Origin of the sequence: Arsenophonus endosymbiont of Crataerina pallida (assembly GCF_964020125.1) — a bacterium.
Lineage (GTDB): Bacteria > Pseudomonadota > Gammaproteobacteria > Enterobacterales > Enterobacteriaceae > Arsenophonus > Arsenophonus nilaparvatae.
The window spans coordinates 336817-352225 of record NZ_OZ026540.1; the positions used below are offsets into that span (position 1 = coordinate 336817).

14 protein-coding genes are annotated in these 15409 nt (G+C 38.7%); all 14 read left to right on the top strand.

Annotation, left to right across the window (positions count from 1 at the left end):
- The first annotated feature begins 17 nt into the window (after positions 1–17).
- The 14 genes from trxA to wecG all read left to right on the top strand — a co-directional run bounded on the left by trxA (position 18) and on the right by wecG (position 15323).
- Positions 18–344, top strand: coding sequence for a thioredoxin TrxA (gene trxA / locus AACL31_RS01870; RefSeq protein ID WP_310511556.1), 327 nt, complete (start codon positions 18–20; stop codon positions 342–344).
- 580 nt (positions 345–924) lie between these two features.
- Positions 925–2184 (top strand): transcription termination factor Rho, encoded by a 1260-nt coding sequence (gene rho / locus AACL31_RS01875; protein ID WP_026822640.1) that lies wholly within the window; start codon positions 925–927, stop codon positions 2182–2184.
- A gap of 241 nt (positions 2185–2425) precedes the next feature.
- Positions 2426–3508 carry a UDP-N-acetylglucosamine--undecaprenyl-phosphate N-acetylglucosaminephosphotransferase gene (gene wecA / locus AACL31_RS01880; RefSeq protein WP_339053713.1) on the top strand — a complete coding sequence of 361 codons (1083 nt, stop codon included), beginning with the start codon at positions 2426–2428 and terminating at the stop codon, positions 3506–3508.
- A 31-nt stretch (positions 3509–3539) separates the two neighbouring features.
- A complete protein-coding gene (wzzE, locus tag AACL31_RS01885; RefSeq protein WP_310511554.1) occupies positions 3540–4598 on the top strand; it encodes an ECA polysaccharide chain length modulation protein in 1059 nt (352 codons plus the stop codon).
- Between the two features lie 119 nt (positions 4599–4717).
- On the top strand, positions 4718–5848 hold the full coding sequence (gene wecB / locus AACL31_RS01890) for a non-hydrolyzing UDP-N-acetylglucosamine 2-epimerase (protein ID WP_310511553.1): 1131 nt from the start codon (positions 4718–4720) through the stop codon (positions 5846–5848).
- Positions 5845–7107 (top strand): UDP-N-acetyl-D-mannosamine dehydrogenase, encoded by a 1263-nt coding sequence (gene wecC, locus AACL31_RS01895; protein WP_310511552.1) that lies wholly within the window; start codon positions 5845–5847, stop codon positions 7105–7107. The genes wecB and wecC overlap by 4 nt, the downstream gene beginning before the upstream one ends.
- Positions 7104–8174, top strand: a complete 1071-nt coding sequence (gene rfbB / locus AACL31_RS01900; RefSeq protein WP_310511551.1) for a dTDP-glucose 4,6-dehydratase — start codon at positions 7104–7106, stop codon at positions 8172–8174. The genes wecC and rfbB overlap by 4 nt, the downstream gene beginning before the upstream one ends.
- A 16-nt stretch (positions 8175–8190) precedes the next feature.
- The gene (gene rfbA, locus AACL31_RS01905; protein ID WP_310511550.1) at positions 8191–9072 is read left to right on the top strand and encodes a glucose-1-phosphate thymidylyltransferase RfbA; all 882 of its coding nucleotides are present in this window, start codon (positions 8191–8193) and stop codon (positions 9070–9072) included.
- Positions 9050–9772: a dTDP-4-amino-4,6-dideoxy-D-galactose acyltransferase gene (gene rffC, locus AACL31_RS01910; protein ID WP_310511549.1), complete on the top strand. Its 723-nt coding sequence runs from the start codon at positions 9050–9052 to the stop codon at positions 9770–9772. The genes rfbA and rffC overlap by 23 nt, the downstream gene beginning before the upstream one ends.
- Positions 9759–10889, top strand: a complete 1131-nt coding sequence (rffA, locus tag AACL31_RS01915) for a dTDP-4-amino-4,6-dideoxygalactose transaminase (protein ID WP_310511566.1) — start codon at positions 9759–9761, stop codon at positions 10887–10889. Before rffC ends, rffA begins: the two co-directional genes overlap by 14 nt.
- Before the next feature lies 1 nt (position 10890).
- Positions 10891–12141: a lipid III flippase WzxE gene (gene wzxE, locus AACL31_RS01920; RefSeq protein ID WP_310511548.1), complete on the top strand. Its 1251-nt coding sequence runs from the start codon at positions 10891–10893 to the stop codon at positions 12139–12141.
- A complete protein-coding gene (locus AACL31_RS01925) occupies positions 12138–13220 on the top strand; it encodes a TDP-N-acetylfucosamine:lipid II N-acetylfucosaminyltransferase (protein ID WP_310511547.1) in 1083 nt (360 codons plus the stop codon). The genes wzxE and AACL31_RS01925 overlap by 4 nt, the downstream gene beginning before the upstream one ends.
- The gene (wzyE, locus tag AACL31_RS01930) at positions 13220–14557 is read left to right on the top strand and encodes an ECA oligosaccharide polymerase (protein ID WP_310511546.1); all 1338 of its coding nucleotides are present in this window, start codon (positions 13220–13222) and stop codon (positions 14555–14557) included. The genes AACL31_RS01925 and wzyE overlap by 1 nt, the downstream gene beginning before the upstream one ends.
- A gap of 28 nt (positions 14558–14585) precedes the next feature.
- The gene (gene wecG, locus AACL31_RS01935; RefSeq protein WP_310511545.1) at positions 14586–15323 is read left to right on the top strand and encodes a lipopolysaccharide N-acetylmannosaminouronosyltransferase; all 738 of its coding nucleotides are present in this window, start codon (positions 14586–14588) and stop codon (positions 15321–15323) included.
- Positions 15324–15409: the final 86 nt, after the last annotated feature.

The following is a 15409-nucleotide window of genomic DNA, read 5'->3' on the forward strand; positions in this document are numbered from 1 at the left end:
ATCCTTGGAGTATCGCAATGAGCGACAAAGTTATTCATCTATCTGATGGAGATTTTAATACAAAAGCCCTAGGGGCAGCAAAGCCAATATTAGTTGATTTTTGGGCAGAATGGTGTGGCCCTTGTAAAATGATTGCTCCCATTTTAGACGAAATTGCTGATGAATATGCAGCTAAATTGATTATTGGAAAATTGAATGTTGACGATAATCCTGAAACAGCGACTAAATATGGTATTCGTAGCATTCCTACTTTAGCACTTTTTAAAGACGGTGAGCTGATTAATAAGCAAGTTGGTCTTTTGTCTAAAACTCAATTAAAAGAATTTTTAGACAAAAACATCTAATTTCCCGTAAAATATTAACAAACAGACGTTTAGTAGGCTAATATTTTTCTCAATTTGCTATTAGACGTCTGCTTTTTATACAATTCATAGCTAGACGTCTGCTTTGAAGCATGGTAATTTAGCGTCACTACTTAATATGATACGCGTTTTTATCTTAATGTGTACATATTGAATATGTTATTGTATAGATATATTTGTTATCTCTGGATAATCTATATCCTACAATGGTTTGAATTCCATTGACTCTCATAGAAATAATTCTTTTAGACAGACATGTTCCATTTGTTATTTGCTTGGTGCTGTTGTGTAGGGCCTAAGAAGTAAAAAGTGAGATTTTCTCATCAACTTTGAGATGAATTCTTATAGTCTTATTCTGTCTTTGCTGTATAAAGAGTGTTATCTAAGGTAGTAAATTAACAAATTACTGCGACTACATGAATTTATATCCTAATGAAATTGATATATTCATCAAGAATCGTTAAGGTTTTTGTATTTTTATTTAAATAGGCACTTAGAGATTGCTATACTATTTATTGTTCATAGTTCAAAAAATATACCCCGAGTTTAAGAACCCACCATTATGAATCTTACCGAATTAAAAAATACGCCGGTATCTGAATTGATTACTCTTGGCGAAAGTATGGGGCTAGAGAACCTAGCCCGCATGAGAAAACAGGATATTATTTTCTCGATTTTGAAGCAGCATGCGAAAAGTGGAGAGGATATTTTTGGTGATGGCGTGCTAGAAATTTTGCAGGATGGATTTGGATTCCTTCGTTCTGCTGACAGCTCTTATCTAGCAGGTCCTGATGATATTTATGTTTCTCCTAGTCAGATTCGTCGCTTTAATCTACGAACAGGAGATACCATATCAGGAAAAATTCGTCCTCCTAAGGAAGGCGAACGCTATTTTGCCCTACTAAAAGTTAATGAAGTCAATTTTGATAAACCTGAAAACGCCCGTAGTAAAATCCTGTTTGAAAACCTGACACCGCTGCATGCTAATAACCGTCTACGTATGGAGCGTGGCAATGGTTCAACAGAAGATTTGACTGCTCGTGTTCTGGATTTGGCTGCACCGATTGGGCGTGGGCAGCGTGGTTTAATTGTTGCTCCACCAAAAGCAGGTAAAACCATGTTATTGCAGAATATTGCAGCTAATATTGCCAATAACTATCCAGACTGTGTTTTGATGGTGTTGCTAATTGATGAGCGACCAGAAGAAGTGACCGAAATGCAACGCCTGGTTAAAGGTGAGGTCATTGCATCAACCTTTGATGAACCTGCATCTCGTCATGTTCAGGTTGCTGAAATGGTAATAGAAAAAGCTAAGCGTTTAGTTGAACACAAAAAAGATGTCATCATTCTTTTAGATTCGATTACGCGTCTTGCTCGTGCTTACAACACAGTGGTTCCTTCCTCTGGAAAAGTATTGACTGGTGGGGTGGATGCAAATGCTTTGCACCGACCGAAACGTTTTTTTGGTGCTGCACGTAATGTAGAAGAAGGTGGAAGCCTAACGATAATTGCTACAGCATTAGTTGATACCGGTTCCAAAATGGATGAAGTAATCTACGAGGAGTTTAAAGGCACCGGCAATATGGAGCTACATTTGTCGCGGAAAATAGCGGAAAAACGTGTTTTCCCGGCGATTGATTATAATCGTTCTGGTACTCGTAAGGAAGAATTATTGACCTTACCGGATGAGTTACAGAAGATGTGGATATTGCGTAAAATTATTCATCCTATGGGTGAAATTGATGCAATGGAGTTTTTAATTAATAAATTGGCAATGACGAAAACGAACGATGAATTTTTCGATTTTATGAAGCGTTCTTAAATTGCTGTTTGTTTAATGAGTTATTGAAAAGCGCCACTTTTATGTGGCGTTTTATTTTGTTCGTTTTTGTTATCCAATAGCATCTGTTTTGGTATAGATTTTGCTTACTAATAAGCAGTGCAAGATGATAGAAATGTTTCGTTATTGTTACATATACGCTAACTTAAAGTACACTTATAGTCTATACATGGAAATGGGTGCAGTGGATGATTTCTAAAAAAATTATAAGAGAGTAAATATTGTGCACACACTAAATTTACTAATCGACGTTTTTTGGGTTTTCTTGTTTTCTCTGATTTTCATATTTATTGCGAGAAAAGTGGCAAAAAGATTTGGTCTAGTAGATGAACCTAATCATCGAAAAAAACACCAAGGAGAAATTCCTTTGGTTGGTGGTATTGCGGTTTTTTTTGGTATCGGTTTGGCATTCATGATTACGCCCGAATATATTCCTCATAAATGGTTGTATTTGATTTGTGCTGGGGTTTTGGTATTTGTTGGAGTATTGGATGATCGCTTTGATATTAGTGTTAAAATTCGAGCAACTATTCAAGCTATTGTTGCGTTGTTCATGATTTATTTTGCTGGTCTAACGTTAGATAACTTAGGTTATGCTTTTGGGCCATGGCATGTAACGTTGGGGCCTTTAAGCTATTTAATGACGTTATTTGCTGTTTGGGGTGCAGTCAATGCTTTTAACATGGTTGATGGTATTGATGGTCTGCTTGGTGGGCTTTCTTGTGTCTCCTTTGCTGCATTAGGCATTTTGCTTTATCAAAATGGCAATATGGCATTAGCTTTTTGGTGTTTTGCTGTTATTGCTGCCATTCTCCCTTATATATTCCTGAATTTAGGTTTATTAGGAAAGCGTTATAAAGTGTTTATGGGGGATGCGGGTAGTACATTAATTGGTTTTACTATTCTTTGGTTGCTGTTGATGTCGACACAAGGTGAGCAACCTTCGATTAAACCAGTGACTGCCCTTTGGATTATTGCTATTCCTCTGATGGATATGATTGCCATTATGTATCGGCGTCTACGTAAAAGAATGAGTCCTTTTTCACCAGATAGACAACATATTCATCATTTAATTATGCGTTCAGGTTTTACCTCAAGTCAGGCTTTTATCTTGATTACAGTGTCGGCAGCTATTTTAGCAGCGGTAGGTATGTTCGGTGAACGTTCAAATTTTATTCCTGAATGGGTGATGTTGGCATTATTTTTGCCTATATTTGCTATCTATGGCTACTGTATTAAACGTGCTTGGAAAGTGGCGCGTTTTGTGAAACGTGTTAAACGTCGGATGCAACGTATAGCAAAATAAATAAACAAATATTTAAAGGAGTTTCATACCAGTGACAAAATCAGAAACACAACCCAAACCTAATTCTCACTCACAGTCTCTTGAATATGAGTTAGATATTAGAAGTTTATTTTGTGCGCTATGGCAGGGAAAAATATGGATCATCTCTTTAGCATTTATTTTTGCAGCTGTTGCATTGATCGTTTCTTACATGATGCAACAAAAATGGAGTGCTAATGCTGTCACTGATTTACCTACAGTTAATAATTTAGGTGCATATTATTCCCAGCAGCAATTTTTGCGAAATTTGGATTCGCATATTAATGAAACACAGGATAATCAGTTGCCAACAATTTCGAATCAGGTTTATCAAGAATTTACTACTCAAGTAGGTTCTTATGATACCCGGCGAGAGTTTTGGTTAAATAGTGATTACTATAAAACCCGCATGGAAGGAAATGCTAAGGCTGATGCTGCATTACTTGATGAATTAATTGATGATATTCAATTCACTCCCCAAGATGATAATAAGATACTTCATGATAATGTAAAATTAGTTGCTGAAACGGCTACTGATGCAAACCGATTACTACGTGAATATATTTCTTTTGCCAACAAACGAGCTAGTTTTAATCTTAATGAACAGATTAAAGGCGCGTGGGCAGCAAAGGCACAGTCTTTAAAAGCATTAATTAAACGCCAGGAAATGGTCGCAAAGGCAAATTATGAACGGCGTTTAAATAACGTACAGCAATCGTTCAAAGTTGCGCAAAAGCAAGGTATTTCACGTAACAAAGTTGATGTCCCCATCGATCAGTTGCCTGATTCAGAAATGTTTCTATTAGGTACTTCATTATTACAAGCACAAATTGAGACATTACAGGCAACAGGGCCTAATTATGATGAAAGCTATGATCAAAATATAGCGATGTTAACGACATTAAATGTAGAACCCGCTCTCGAGAATAATTTTCAAACTTATCGCTATTTAAGAACACCAGAAGATCCCGTTAAACGTGATAGCCCTCGTCGAGCATTAATGATGGTCATTTGGGGAATGATTGGTGCCTTAAGTGGAATGGGTATTGTGTTGTTAAGGCGTAATACCTAATTATTTGCTAAACATATAGCAATAGAGGACTTCAACAAACTATTAATATGTTGAAGGTAAAATCATTATTGATGATACATCTCATTAGTAGATGAGGTTAAAATAAAAAGAGAGTCACTGTGAAAGTGTTGACTGTGTTTGGTACTCGTCCTGAAGCCATAAAAATGGCTCCACTGGTACATGCTTTGACAAACGATAAGGCTTTTGAGTCGAAAGTTTGCGTAACTGCTCAACATAGAGAAATGTTGGATCAGGTATTGCATCTTTTTGAGATAACACCTGATTATGATTTAGATATTATGACACCGGGACAAGATTTAACTGATATTACCTGTCGTATTCTTGAAGGAATGAAACCCGTATTGTTATCTTTTAAACCCGATGTGGTATTGGTTCATGGTGATACTGCTACCACGATGGCAACCAGCCTGGCTGCTTTTTATCAGCGTATTCTGGTTGGTCATGTTGAAGCAGGATTGCGTACTGGTAACTTATATTCTCCCTGGCCGGAAGAAGCCAATCGTAAAATTGCCAGCCATCTGGCAACGTATCACTTTGCGCCTACCGAGTATTCACGAAAAAATTTACAGCATGAATCGATCCCTGCTAATCGTATTTTTGTTACTGGTAACACTGTAATCGATGCGTTGTTTTGGGTGCGTGATAAGGTTATCAATGATGCCACAATACGAGCAAGCCTTGCCGCGCAATACCCTTTTCTTGACCAAAATAAAAAGATGCTACTGGTTACAGGGCATAGGCGGGAAAGTTTTGGTAGCGGATTTGAACGTATTTGTCATGCATTAGCTGAAATTGCCAAAAATCATGCTGATGTTCAAGTTGTCTATCCGGTTCATCTTAATCCTAATGTCAGTGAACCAGTGCAACGCATTTTGCAGGGTATTAATAATATAAACCTGATTGATCCACAGGATTATTTCCCTTTTATTTATTTAATGAATAACGCTTATTTGATCCTGACAGATTCAGGGGGTATTCAAGAAGAAGGGCCAGCTTTAGGTAAGCCAGTATTAGTGATGCGTGATACTACTGAGCGACCTGAAGCGGTTGAAGCTGGTACGGTACGTTTAGTGGGTACGCAAACAGAAAATATTGTTCAAGCGGTAACACAATTACTTACGGATGACCATGCATACCAGAAAATGAGCCGGGCGCATAATCCTTATGGTGATGGTAAAGCTTGCCAGCGAATTCTTGAAGCGTTGAAGACAAATCAGGTGACATTATGAGTTTTGAAACTATTTCTGTTATTGGTTTAGGTTATATCGGTTTACCGACTGCTGCCGCTTTCGCTGCTCGGCAGAAAAAAGTGATTGGGGTTGATGTTAATCAACATGCGGTTGATACGATTAATCAAGGTAAAATTCATATTGTTGAACCAGATTTAGATAAAACGGTAAAAACAGCCGTAGAAGCTGGCTATTTAAAAGCGTTTACTACACCGCAAAGGGCTGATGCGTTTTTAATTGCGGTTCCTACACCGTTTAAAGATGATCATCAGCCTGATCTCTCTTATGTCATGGCAGCGGCAGAATCAATAGCGCCATTATTGAAAAAAGGCGATTTGATTATTCTAGAGTCTACCTCGCCAACTGGAGCGACTGAGCAAATGGCACAGCGGCTAGCAGCTATGCGAGCTGATCTGACATTTCCACAGCAACAGGGTGAAAACTCAGATATTGATATTGCTTATTGCCCTGAGCGGGTTTTACCTGGCAAAGTCATGGTTGAGCTGATCAAAAATGATCGGGTAATTGGTGGTATGACGATGAAATCATCCCAGCGAGCCAGTGAGTTATATCGTATTTTCCTTACCGGTGAATGTGTGATCACCAATGCCAAAACGGCAGAAATGTGTAAATTGACAGAAAATAGTTTTCGCGATGTAAATATTGCTTTTGCCAATGAACTCTCTTTTATTTGCGCAGAACAAGGGATTAATGTTTGGGAGTTGATTAATTTGGCCAATCGTCACCCGCGGGTCAATATTTTACAGCCGGGTCCAGGTGTTGGAGGCCATTGTATTGCAGTCGATCCTTGGTTCATTGTTGCTCAGAATCCAAAGCAATCTCGTTTGATCCAGACAGCCCGTTTGGTTAATGACAGCAAGCCAATTTGGGTGGTCGATCAGGTCAAGACAGTATTAGCTGATTGTTTAACCGAAACAGGCAAACGGGCAAATGAAATTAAAATTGCCTGCTTCGGTTTAGCCTTTAAACCGGATATTGATGATTTACGAGAAAGCCCCGCTATGCAAATCACTAAAATGATTGCAGATTGGCATACTGGTACCACTTATGTAGTAGAACCTAATATTAATGAATTGCCAAATGCACTGAAAGGTCTTTGTCAATTGGTCTCTACTGAAGTTGCCGTTGCTAATGCAGATATTATTTTGTTACTGGTTGATCATAAACAATTTAAGGCGATTAAGGGTGAACAAATCCGACAAAAATGGGTAGTTGATACCAAAGGAGTTTGGCGTTGAAACGTATTTTAATTACTGGTGGGGCTGGATTTATTGGTTCGGCAGTTGTTCGTTATATCATTGAGCATACTAACGATAGTGTGCTAGTGGTTGATAATTTGACTTATGCTGGTAATCTGGAATCGTTAGCGTCAGTGAGAGAAAGTCCTCGCTATGCTTTTGCCCAAATAAATATTTGTGATCGACCGGCAATTGATGAAATTTTTCAGCGATATCAACCTGATGCTATTATGCATTTAGCGGCAGAAAGTCATGTTGATCGCTCGATCGATGGGCCAGCCGCCTTTATCGAAACCAATATTGTCGGTACTTATCTTTTATTGGAGGCTGCTCGCAATTATTGGAATCATTTGAACCCGCAGAAAAAACAGTCATTTCGTTTCCATCATATTTCTACCGATGAAGTTTATGGCGATCTGCATACCACTGAGGGGCTATTTACCGAAACAACCCCTTATGCACCGAGTAGCCCTTACTCAGCTTCGAAGGCTTCCAGTGACCATTTAATTAGAGCCTGGCAGCGTACTTATGGCTTACCGACCTTGGTGACCAATTGCTCAAATAATTATGGCCCTTATCACTTTCCTGAAAAATTAATTCCTTTGATGATCTTGAACGCCATAGCTGGTAAATCATTGCCTGTTTATGGTCAAGGTGAACAGATACGTGGTTGGCTGTATGTTGAAGATCATGCCCGTGCATTACACTTAGTCATTAGTCAAGCCGATGCAGGTAAAACTTATAATATTGGTGGCCATAATGAACGTAAAAATATTGATGTAGTAAAGACAATTTGCTGCTTGCTGGAAGAGTTACGTCCGCTTAAGCCTGAAGGCGTGGCTCACTATTGTGATTTAATTACCTATGTCGCGGATCGTCCAGGCCATGATGTCCGTTATGCCATTGATGCTAGCAAGATAGAACAAGAGTTAGGATGGAAGCCACAAGAGACCTTTGAATCGGGTATTCGTAAAACCGTTGAATGGTATTTGAACAATGAAACCTGGTGGCGCCATGTGCAAGACGGTTCATATGCAGGTGAACGTCTAGGCATCGCGACAAAATAGGAAACGAGGAGAGGTGATGAAAGGCATTGTTTTGGCTGGTGGCTCTGGAACCCGTTTGTACCCTATTACACGAGGAGTTTCTAAACAACTGTTACCTATTTATGATAAGCCGATGATTTACTATCCGCTTTCGGTACTGATGTTGGCAGGTATCCGAGAAATATTGATTATTTCCACGCCTGAAGATCTGCCTAATTATCAACGGTTACTTGGCGATGGTGATGCCTTCGGTGTTCATTTCAGTTATGCCGCACAACCTTCACCGGACGGATTAGCGCAGGCGTTTTTGATCGGTGAAAGTTTTATAGGTGATGATGCTTGCTGTTTGATATTAGGTGACAATATTTATTTTGGGCAGGCTTTTAGCGATAAATTGAAATCTGTGGTGGCTCGTCAGTCGGGAGCAACAATTTTTGCGTATCAGGTGATGGATCCTGAACGTTTTGGCGTAGTTGAATTTGATGAAAAGTTCAAAGTACTGTCTATTGAAGAAAAACCTCAGCAACCTAAATCTAACTGGGCGGTTACTGGCCTCTATTTTTATGATAATCAATTAATTGACTTTGCTAAAAAAATTAAACCTTCGCTACGTGGAGAACTTGAGATCACCTGTCTGAATCAAATGTATCTTGAGCGTGGAGAGCTAAATGTTGAGCTGTTAGGCCGCGGATTTGCCTGGTTAGATACCGGCACCCATGACAGTTTGATTGAAGCGAGTATGTTTGTGCAAACCGTTGAGAAAAGGCAGGGATTTAAAATCGCTTGTCTGGAAGAAATAGCATGGCGTAACGGTTGGTTGACGGATGAACAGGTTCGAAAATCAGCGGGAAAACTGGCGAAAACCGGTTATGGGCAATATTTACAGGATTTGCTGCATGTCTATCCACGCCAATATTGAAATACTCAGTTGGGAAAGTGATTTCTTTAAGCGTAAAACGGCCAAGTTACATTTTGCACCCGATGCGCCAATTGTCTCATTAGATCAACTAGCTGACTACGATATTGTGCAAGCTAAAATTGCTACCGCTGATACTAAACTGATTGATGCAATATTGGCGATGGGTTTTTGGCTGGTAGAAAGTGAAATCGATTTTTGTCTAAATATTGCAAGTAGGGCAAAAAATCATAGTTTAGATCTAGCTGTGGCGACGGAACAGGATATTGAAATATTGAAAAGTATTGCGGCTAAGGCTTTTTCATATAGTCGTTTTCGCCCGCCCTGGTATCGATTAACAGATAATGCCCGTTTTTATTCTGTTTGGCTTGAAAAAGCAGTTAAGGGTACTTTTGATGATCTTTGTTTATTAGTTAACGATAAGCAAGGAAATATTCAAGGCTTTGTCACCATAAGGAAACTGCCAACTGAAAAAGAGGCGCGTATTGGTTTATTAGCCACCGCTCCAGCCCATCAGGGCAAAGGGGTTGGTAAACAATTACTAGCAGCCGCCTGTCAATGGTGTGAGCAGCAAGGGGTAGAGCGATTAAGGATAGCGACTCAAATCAGCAATATTTTTGCTATACGTCTCTATTCACAAATGGGTGCACAAATTGAAAGCACAGCTTATTGGTTATATCGAGGACGACATGATCCCATTTAATAAACCACCGGTTATTGGTACTGAATTAAGTTACATGCAAGAAGCCATGCAGAGTGGCAAATTATGTGGTGATGGGCACTTTACTCAGCGTTGTGAAGAGTGGATGGAAAAGCATTTCCAGTGTCCGAAAGTGCTGTTGACACCTTCTTGTACCGCCTCTTTGGAAATGGCGGCGATTTTGCTTGATATTAAACCTGGCGATGAAGTCATTATGCCAAGTTTTACCTTTGTTTCTACTGCTAATGCTTTTGTGCTAAGGGGCGCAACGATTGTCTTTATCGATATACGTCCTGATACCATGAATATGGATGAGACTAAAATTGAAGCGGCGATCACGGCCAAAACTCGCGCTATTGTCCCTGTTCACTATGCTGGTGTGGCTTGTGAGATGGATACCATTATGGCATTGGCAGAAAAACACCATCTTTATGTTGTTGAAGACGCGGCTCAAGGTGTTATGTCCACTTATAAGGGGAAAGCGCTTGGAACGATAGGGCATATTGGTTGTTATAGTTTTCATGAAACAAAAAATTACTCTTCCGGTGGTGAAGGGGGAGCGATACTGATTAATGAACCGTCATTTATCGAGCGAGCAGAAATTGTGCGGGAAAAAGGCACGGATCGCAGTCAATTTTTCCGTGGCCAAGTTGATAAATATACTTGGCGAGACATTGGTTCTAGTTACTTAATGTCAGATCTACAAGCGGCTTATTTATGGGCGCAATTGGAGCAGGCGAATAAAATTAATCAGCGTAGGCTAGCGTTATGGAAAAACTATTATCAGGCGCTTAAACCTTTCGCTGAAGTAGGTAAATTAGATTTGGCGGTTATACCGGCAGATCTAGAACATAATGCCCATATGTTCTATATCAAATTAAAAGATATTGAACAAAGAACCGCGTTTAATAAGCATATGCAAGCAGCAAATATTTTGTCAGTATTTCATTATGTTGCTTTACACTCTAGTCCAGCAGGTCATAAATTTGGCCGTTTTCATGGTGATGATTGTTATACGACGAAGGAAAGTGATCGTTTAGTTCGTTTACCGATGTTTTATAATCTTACCGATGAAGAGCAGCAACAAGTGATCAATCAAATCCAATGTTTTTTTGCTTAATATGTCATTAGCTAAAGCGTCTGTTTGGACAGCTATTTCAACCTTAATAAAAATTGGGGCAGGGTTAGTTGTTATCAAATTATTGGCAGTCACTTTTGGTCCGAGCGGTGTTGGTCAGGCGGGAAATTTCCGTCAACTAATTACTGTACTTGGTGTTTTATCTGGTGCAGGGATCTTCAATGGCGTAACTAAATATGTCGCTGAATATCATCAGACACCAACAAAACTAGGTGCTGTATTAGGTACCTCATCATTAATTATTTTGGGTTTTTCAACCTTATTAGCGCTTATTTTTTTACTATTTAGCTCATTTATCAGTCTGGCGCTATTTGGTCATACCCATTATCAAATGGTTATTTGTGCCTTAGGATTGATACAAATGGGCATCGCTTATGCGAATTACTTTTTGGCGATACTAAAAGGTTACCGTGATGCGAAAGGTAATGCGCTATCGATTATCGTTGGTAGCTTAGCAGGCGTGATTGCTTACTATTTTTGTTTTAGATTAAGTGGTTATCAAGGGGCGCTAATAGGATTGGCTTTAGTTCCTGCATTAATTGTTGTACCAGCCGCGATCATGATCCTACGTCATAAACAGCTGAATTGGTCATATTTTAAACCAAGGTGGAATAGTACCATTGGTCATCACATAGCTAAATTCACCTTAATGGCGTTAATAACCTCAGTCACGTTGCCGGTTGCTTATATTATGATGAGAAATTTATTGGCTGAGCGTTATAGTTGGGATGAAGTGGGTATTTGGCAGGCAGTGAGTAGTATTTCAGATGCCTATTTACAGTTTATTACCGCATCTTTTACCGTTTATTTATTGCCAACTTTAGCTAAATTGCAGCATAGAGATGAGATTAGTGCAGAAATTTTTAAAGCTTTGAAGTTTGTTTTACCGGCGGTTGCGTTAGCCAGTTTTACCGTATGGCTATTACGAGATCTGGCAATTTGGCTGCTTTTTTCCGATAAGTTTATTGCAATGCGCGATCTCTTTGCTTGGCAGTTGATTGGTGATGTATTGAAAGTAGGCGCTTATGTATTTGGTTATTTAGTTATTGCTAAGGCCGCATTACGGTTTTACATTTTAACGGAGGTGACTCAATTTGCGCTGTTAACAGGGTTTGCTTATTGGTTAATACCAGCTTACGGCGCGTTAGGTGCTGCCCAGGCTTATATGGCAACTTATATTGTTTATTTTATGCTTTGTAGTGGCATATTCCATCTTTACCGCAGGCGCACATGAAAACCTTAATCCATGTATTAGGCTCTGATATCCCACACCATAACCAGACAGTGTTAGCATTTTTTAATGATGTATTATTTTCGTCAATACCATCACCAGAAAAAAGACAGTTTATGGTTGTTAGCCGTGACCTCACTCTAGCATCACGCTATCCACGACTACACATTAACCAATTTGATAATAAAAAAGCGATTGCTAAAGTTATCGCTATGCAAGCAAAAGCAGATAGAAATTGCCAATTCTTTTTTCATGGTCAATTTAATGTATCAATTTGGTTGGCATTATTGTTTGGCAAGATCCGTCGACAACAATTTTTATGGCATATTTGGGGAGCTGATCTCTATGAAGACTCAGCTGCATTGAAATTTAAATTATTTTATTATTTTCGGCGTCTGGCATTTAAACGGGTAGGGCATGTTTTTGCTACCCGAGGGGATTTAAATTATTTTTCTCAGTTAAATCCAGCTATACCAACATCACTACTCTATTTTCCAACCAAAATGGATCCAGCCTTAACCGTCTATGAAAAATCGATTAATCAAACGGATAAAGTGACAATTTTGGTTGGTAACTCAGGTGATAAATCCAATCGACATATTGAAGCGTTGCAGGCTATCAAAAAGCAGTTTGCTTTTCAGCCGGTCGAAATTTTTGTTCCTATGGGATATCCCGCTAATAATCAAGTATATATTGCCGAAGTTGCCCAAGCGGCCGAAAATTATTTTCCTAATGGAGAAGTGACAATTATTAAGGAAAAAATGGCTTTTGATGATTATCTCACTTTACTGCGTTGTTGTGATTTAGGTTACTTTATTTTCAAACGACAGCAAGGTATAGGCACATTGTGCTTATTAATTCAGTTTGGCATTCCTTTTATTATTAGCCGGCAAAATTACTTTTGGCAGGATCTTATTGAGCAGTCTGTACCTTTTCTATTTTATGATGATCAATTAGATGAACGGCAACTGGATACCCTGCGACAGAAAATGATGTTAACGGATAGAAGCCAAATAGCTTTTTTTAACCCTAATTTTATTAAAGGATGGCAAGCTGCATTAACATCGATAGGAGAGCAGTAATGACTATGATGGAATTTGGTGGCCTATCGATTGTCTATTTTATCTCTCTGATATTAATTTTGGCACTAACATATCGTGAATTTCGACGAGTACGCTTCAATTTTAATATCTTTTTCTCTCTACTTTATTTATTAACGTTCTACTTTGGTTTTCCATTAACGGGATTACTTGTTTTTCAATTTGATGTTAATGTGGTATCAACCAATGCATTATTGAATGCGCTGCTATCATCCATCAGTTTTTATATTGTTTATTATATCGCTTACAAAACCCGCTTGCGAACGGGTGTCCAACAATCTGAACAGTCGTTATTCACTATGAATGGGGTAGAAACGCGGCTAACTTGTCTCTTGTTGATGCTCATTGCTATAGTGACAGTAGCAATATTTTTCTTACAAAATGGCTTTTTACTGTTTCGTTTACAGTCTTATAGTCAGATTTTTTCTAGTGAAGTTTCAAGTGTAGCATTAAAACGTTTTTTTTATTTTTTCATTCCGGCAATGTTAATTGTCTATTTTTTAAAGCCGACCCAGTATCGCTGGTTATTTTTTCTCTTTAGCACAGTTGCTTTTGGGGTACTCACTTATCTGGTTGTCGGTGGAACACGGGCTAATATTATTATCGCCTTTGCGCTTTTCCTATTTATCGGTATCGTCCGTGGCTGGATTAATTTATGGATGCTAATTATCGCTGGTGTTATTAGCATTATTGGTATGTTTTGGTTAGCATTAAAGCGTTATGGATTAGATGTTAGTGGTGCGGAAGCTTTTTATACTTTTCTCTATTTAACGCGTGATACCTTTTCGCCATGGGAAAATTTGGCTCTGTTACTTGATAACTATGACAAAATCGAATTCCAAGGATTAGCTCCTATTGTACGTGATTTTTATGTTTTTATTCCCACTTGGTTATGGCCTGAACGACCTGATACGGTATTGAATTCAGCCAATTATTTTACCTGGCAAGTGCTTGATAATCACTCTGGTTTAGCTATATCGCCCACATTAATTGGTTCTTTAGTGGTTATGGGTGGGGTTATTTTTATTCCTATCGGTGCAATTGGCGTTGGCTTGATTATTAAATGGTTTGATTGGCTTTATGAAAAAAGTAAGATTGAAATTAATCATTATAAAGCCGTTATTCTGCAAGTTTTCTGTTTTGGCGCTATTTTTAATATTATTGTCCTGGTTCGTGAAGGGGTAGACTCTTTCGTATCGCGGGTGGTGTTTTTTGGCTTGGTATTTGTGCTTTTTTTGTTTGTTGCCAAACTGGTTTATTGGTTATTTGCCAAAGCCGGTTTAATTCGCATATATACCACGAATGATTGTAAAAAATAAGCTAAATAATAGCTTACTGGAGTAATGTATGAAGCAACAAGTGATCCCGAAATATGATATTCGAGGTCATCTTATTTGGGGTTTTCATGATATAACCCATTTCCTCAATTATCTAATTTCAGATCAAGAAGTTAAGCATGGAACATTGGTGGCTATCAATGCGGAAAAAGTCCTAACTGCAGAGCAAGACCGTGATTTAAATGCGTTGCTAGCTGAAGCAGAATATCTCTATGCTGATGGAATCAGTATTGTCAGAGCGATTCGTCGTAAATACCCACAAGCAAAGGTTTCACGTATTGCGGGTGCTGATTTGTGGGAAGCATTGATGGCAATTGCAGGTCAAAAAGCTGTACCTGTGTTTCTGCTTGGTGGAAAAGCGGAAATTCTTAAACAGACTGAAAATAAGCTTCGTACTCAGTGGCAGGTGAATATTGTCGGTAGCCAGGACGGTTACTTTAAGCCGGAACAACGTGAAATATTATTTGAGCGCATCAAGGCTAGTGGAGCAAAAATTGTTACGGTAGCAATGGGTTCACCAAGGCAAGAAATTTTTATCCGGGATTGCCGGCAAGTATATCCAGATGCACTTTATATGGGAATAGGTGGTACTTACGATGTTTTTACCGGACATGTAAAACGAGCACCTAAATTATGGCAACAATTAGGATTGGAATGGTTATATAGATTGCTTTCTCAACCGAGTCGTATCAAACGACAGATAAAATTATTACGTTTTCTGGGTTACTATTATAGTGGCAAACTGTAGTTTTTTATTTGTGTATTATTTCTATCGTAAAGGTTCGTTTTGACAGTAGTAAATTTCAATTCCATCTGCTATGTCTTCTTTTAAAT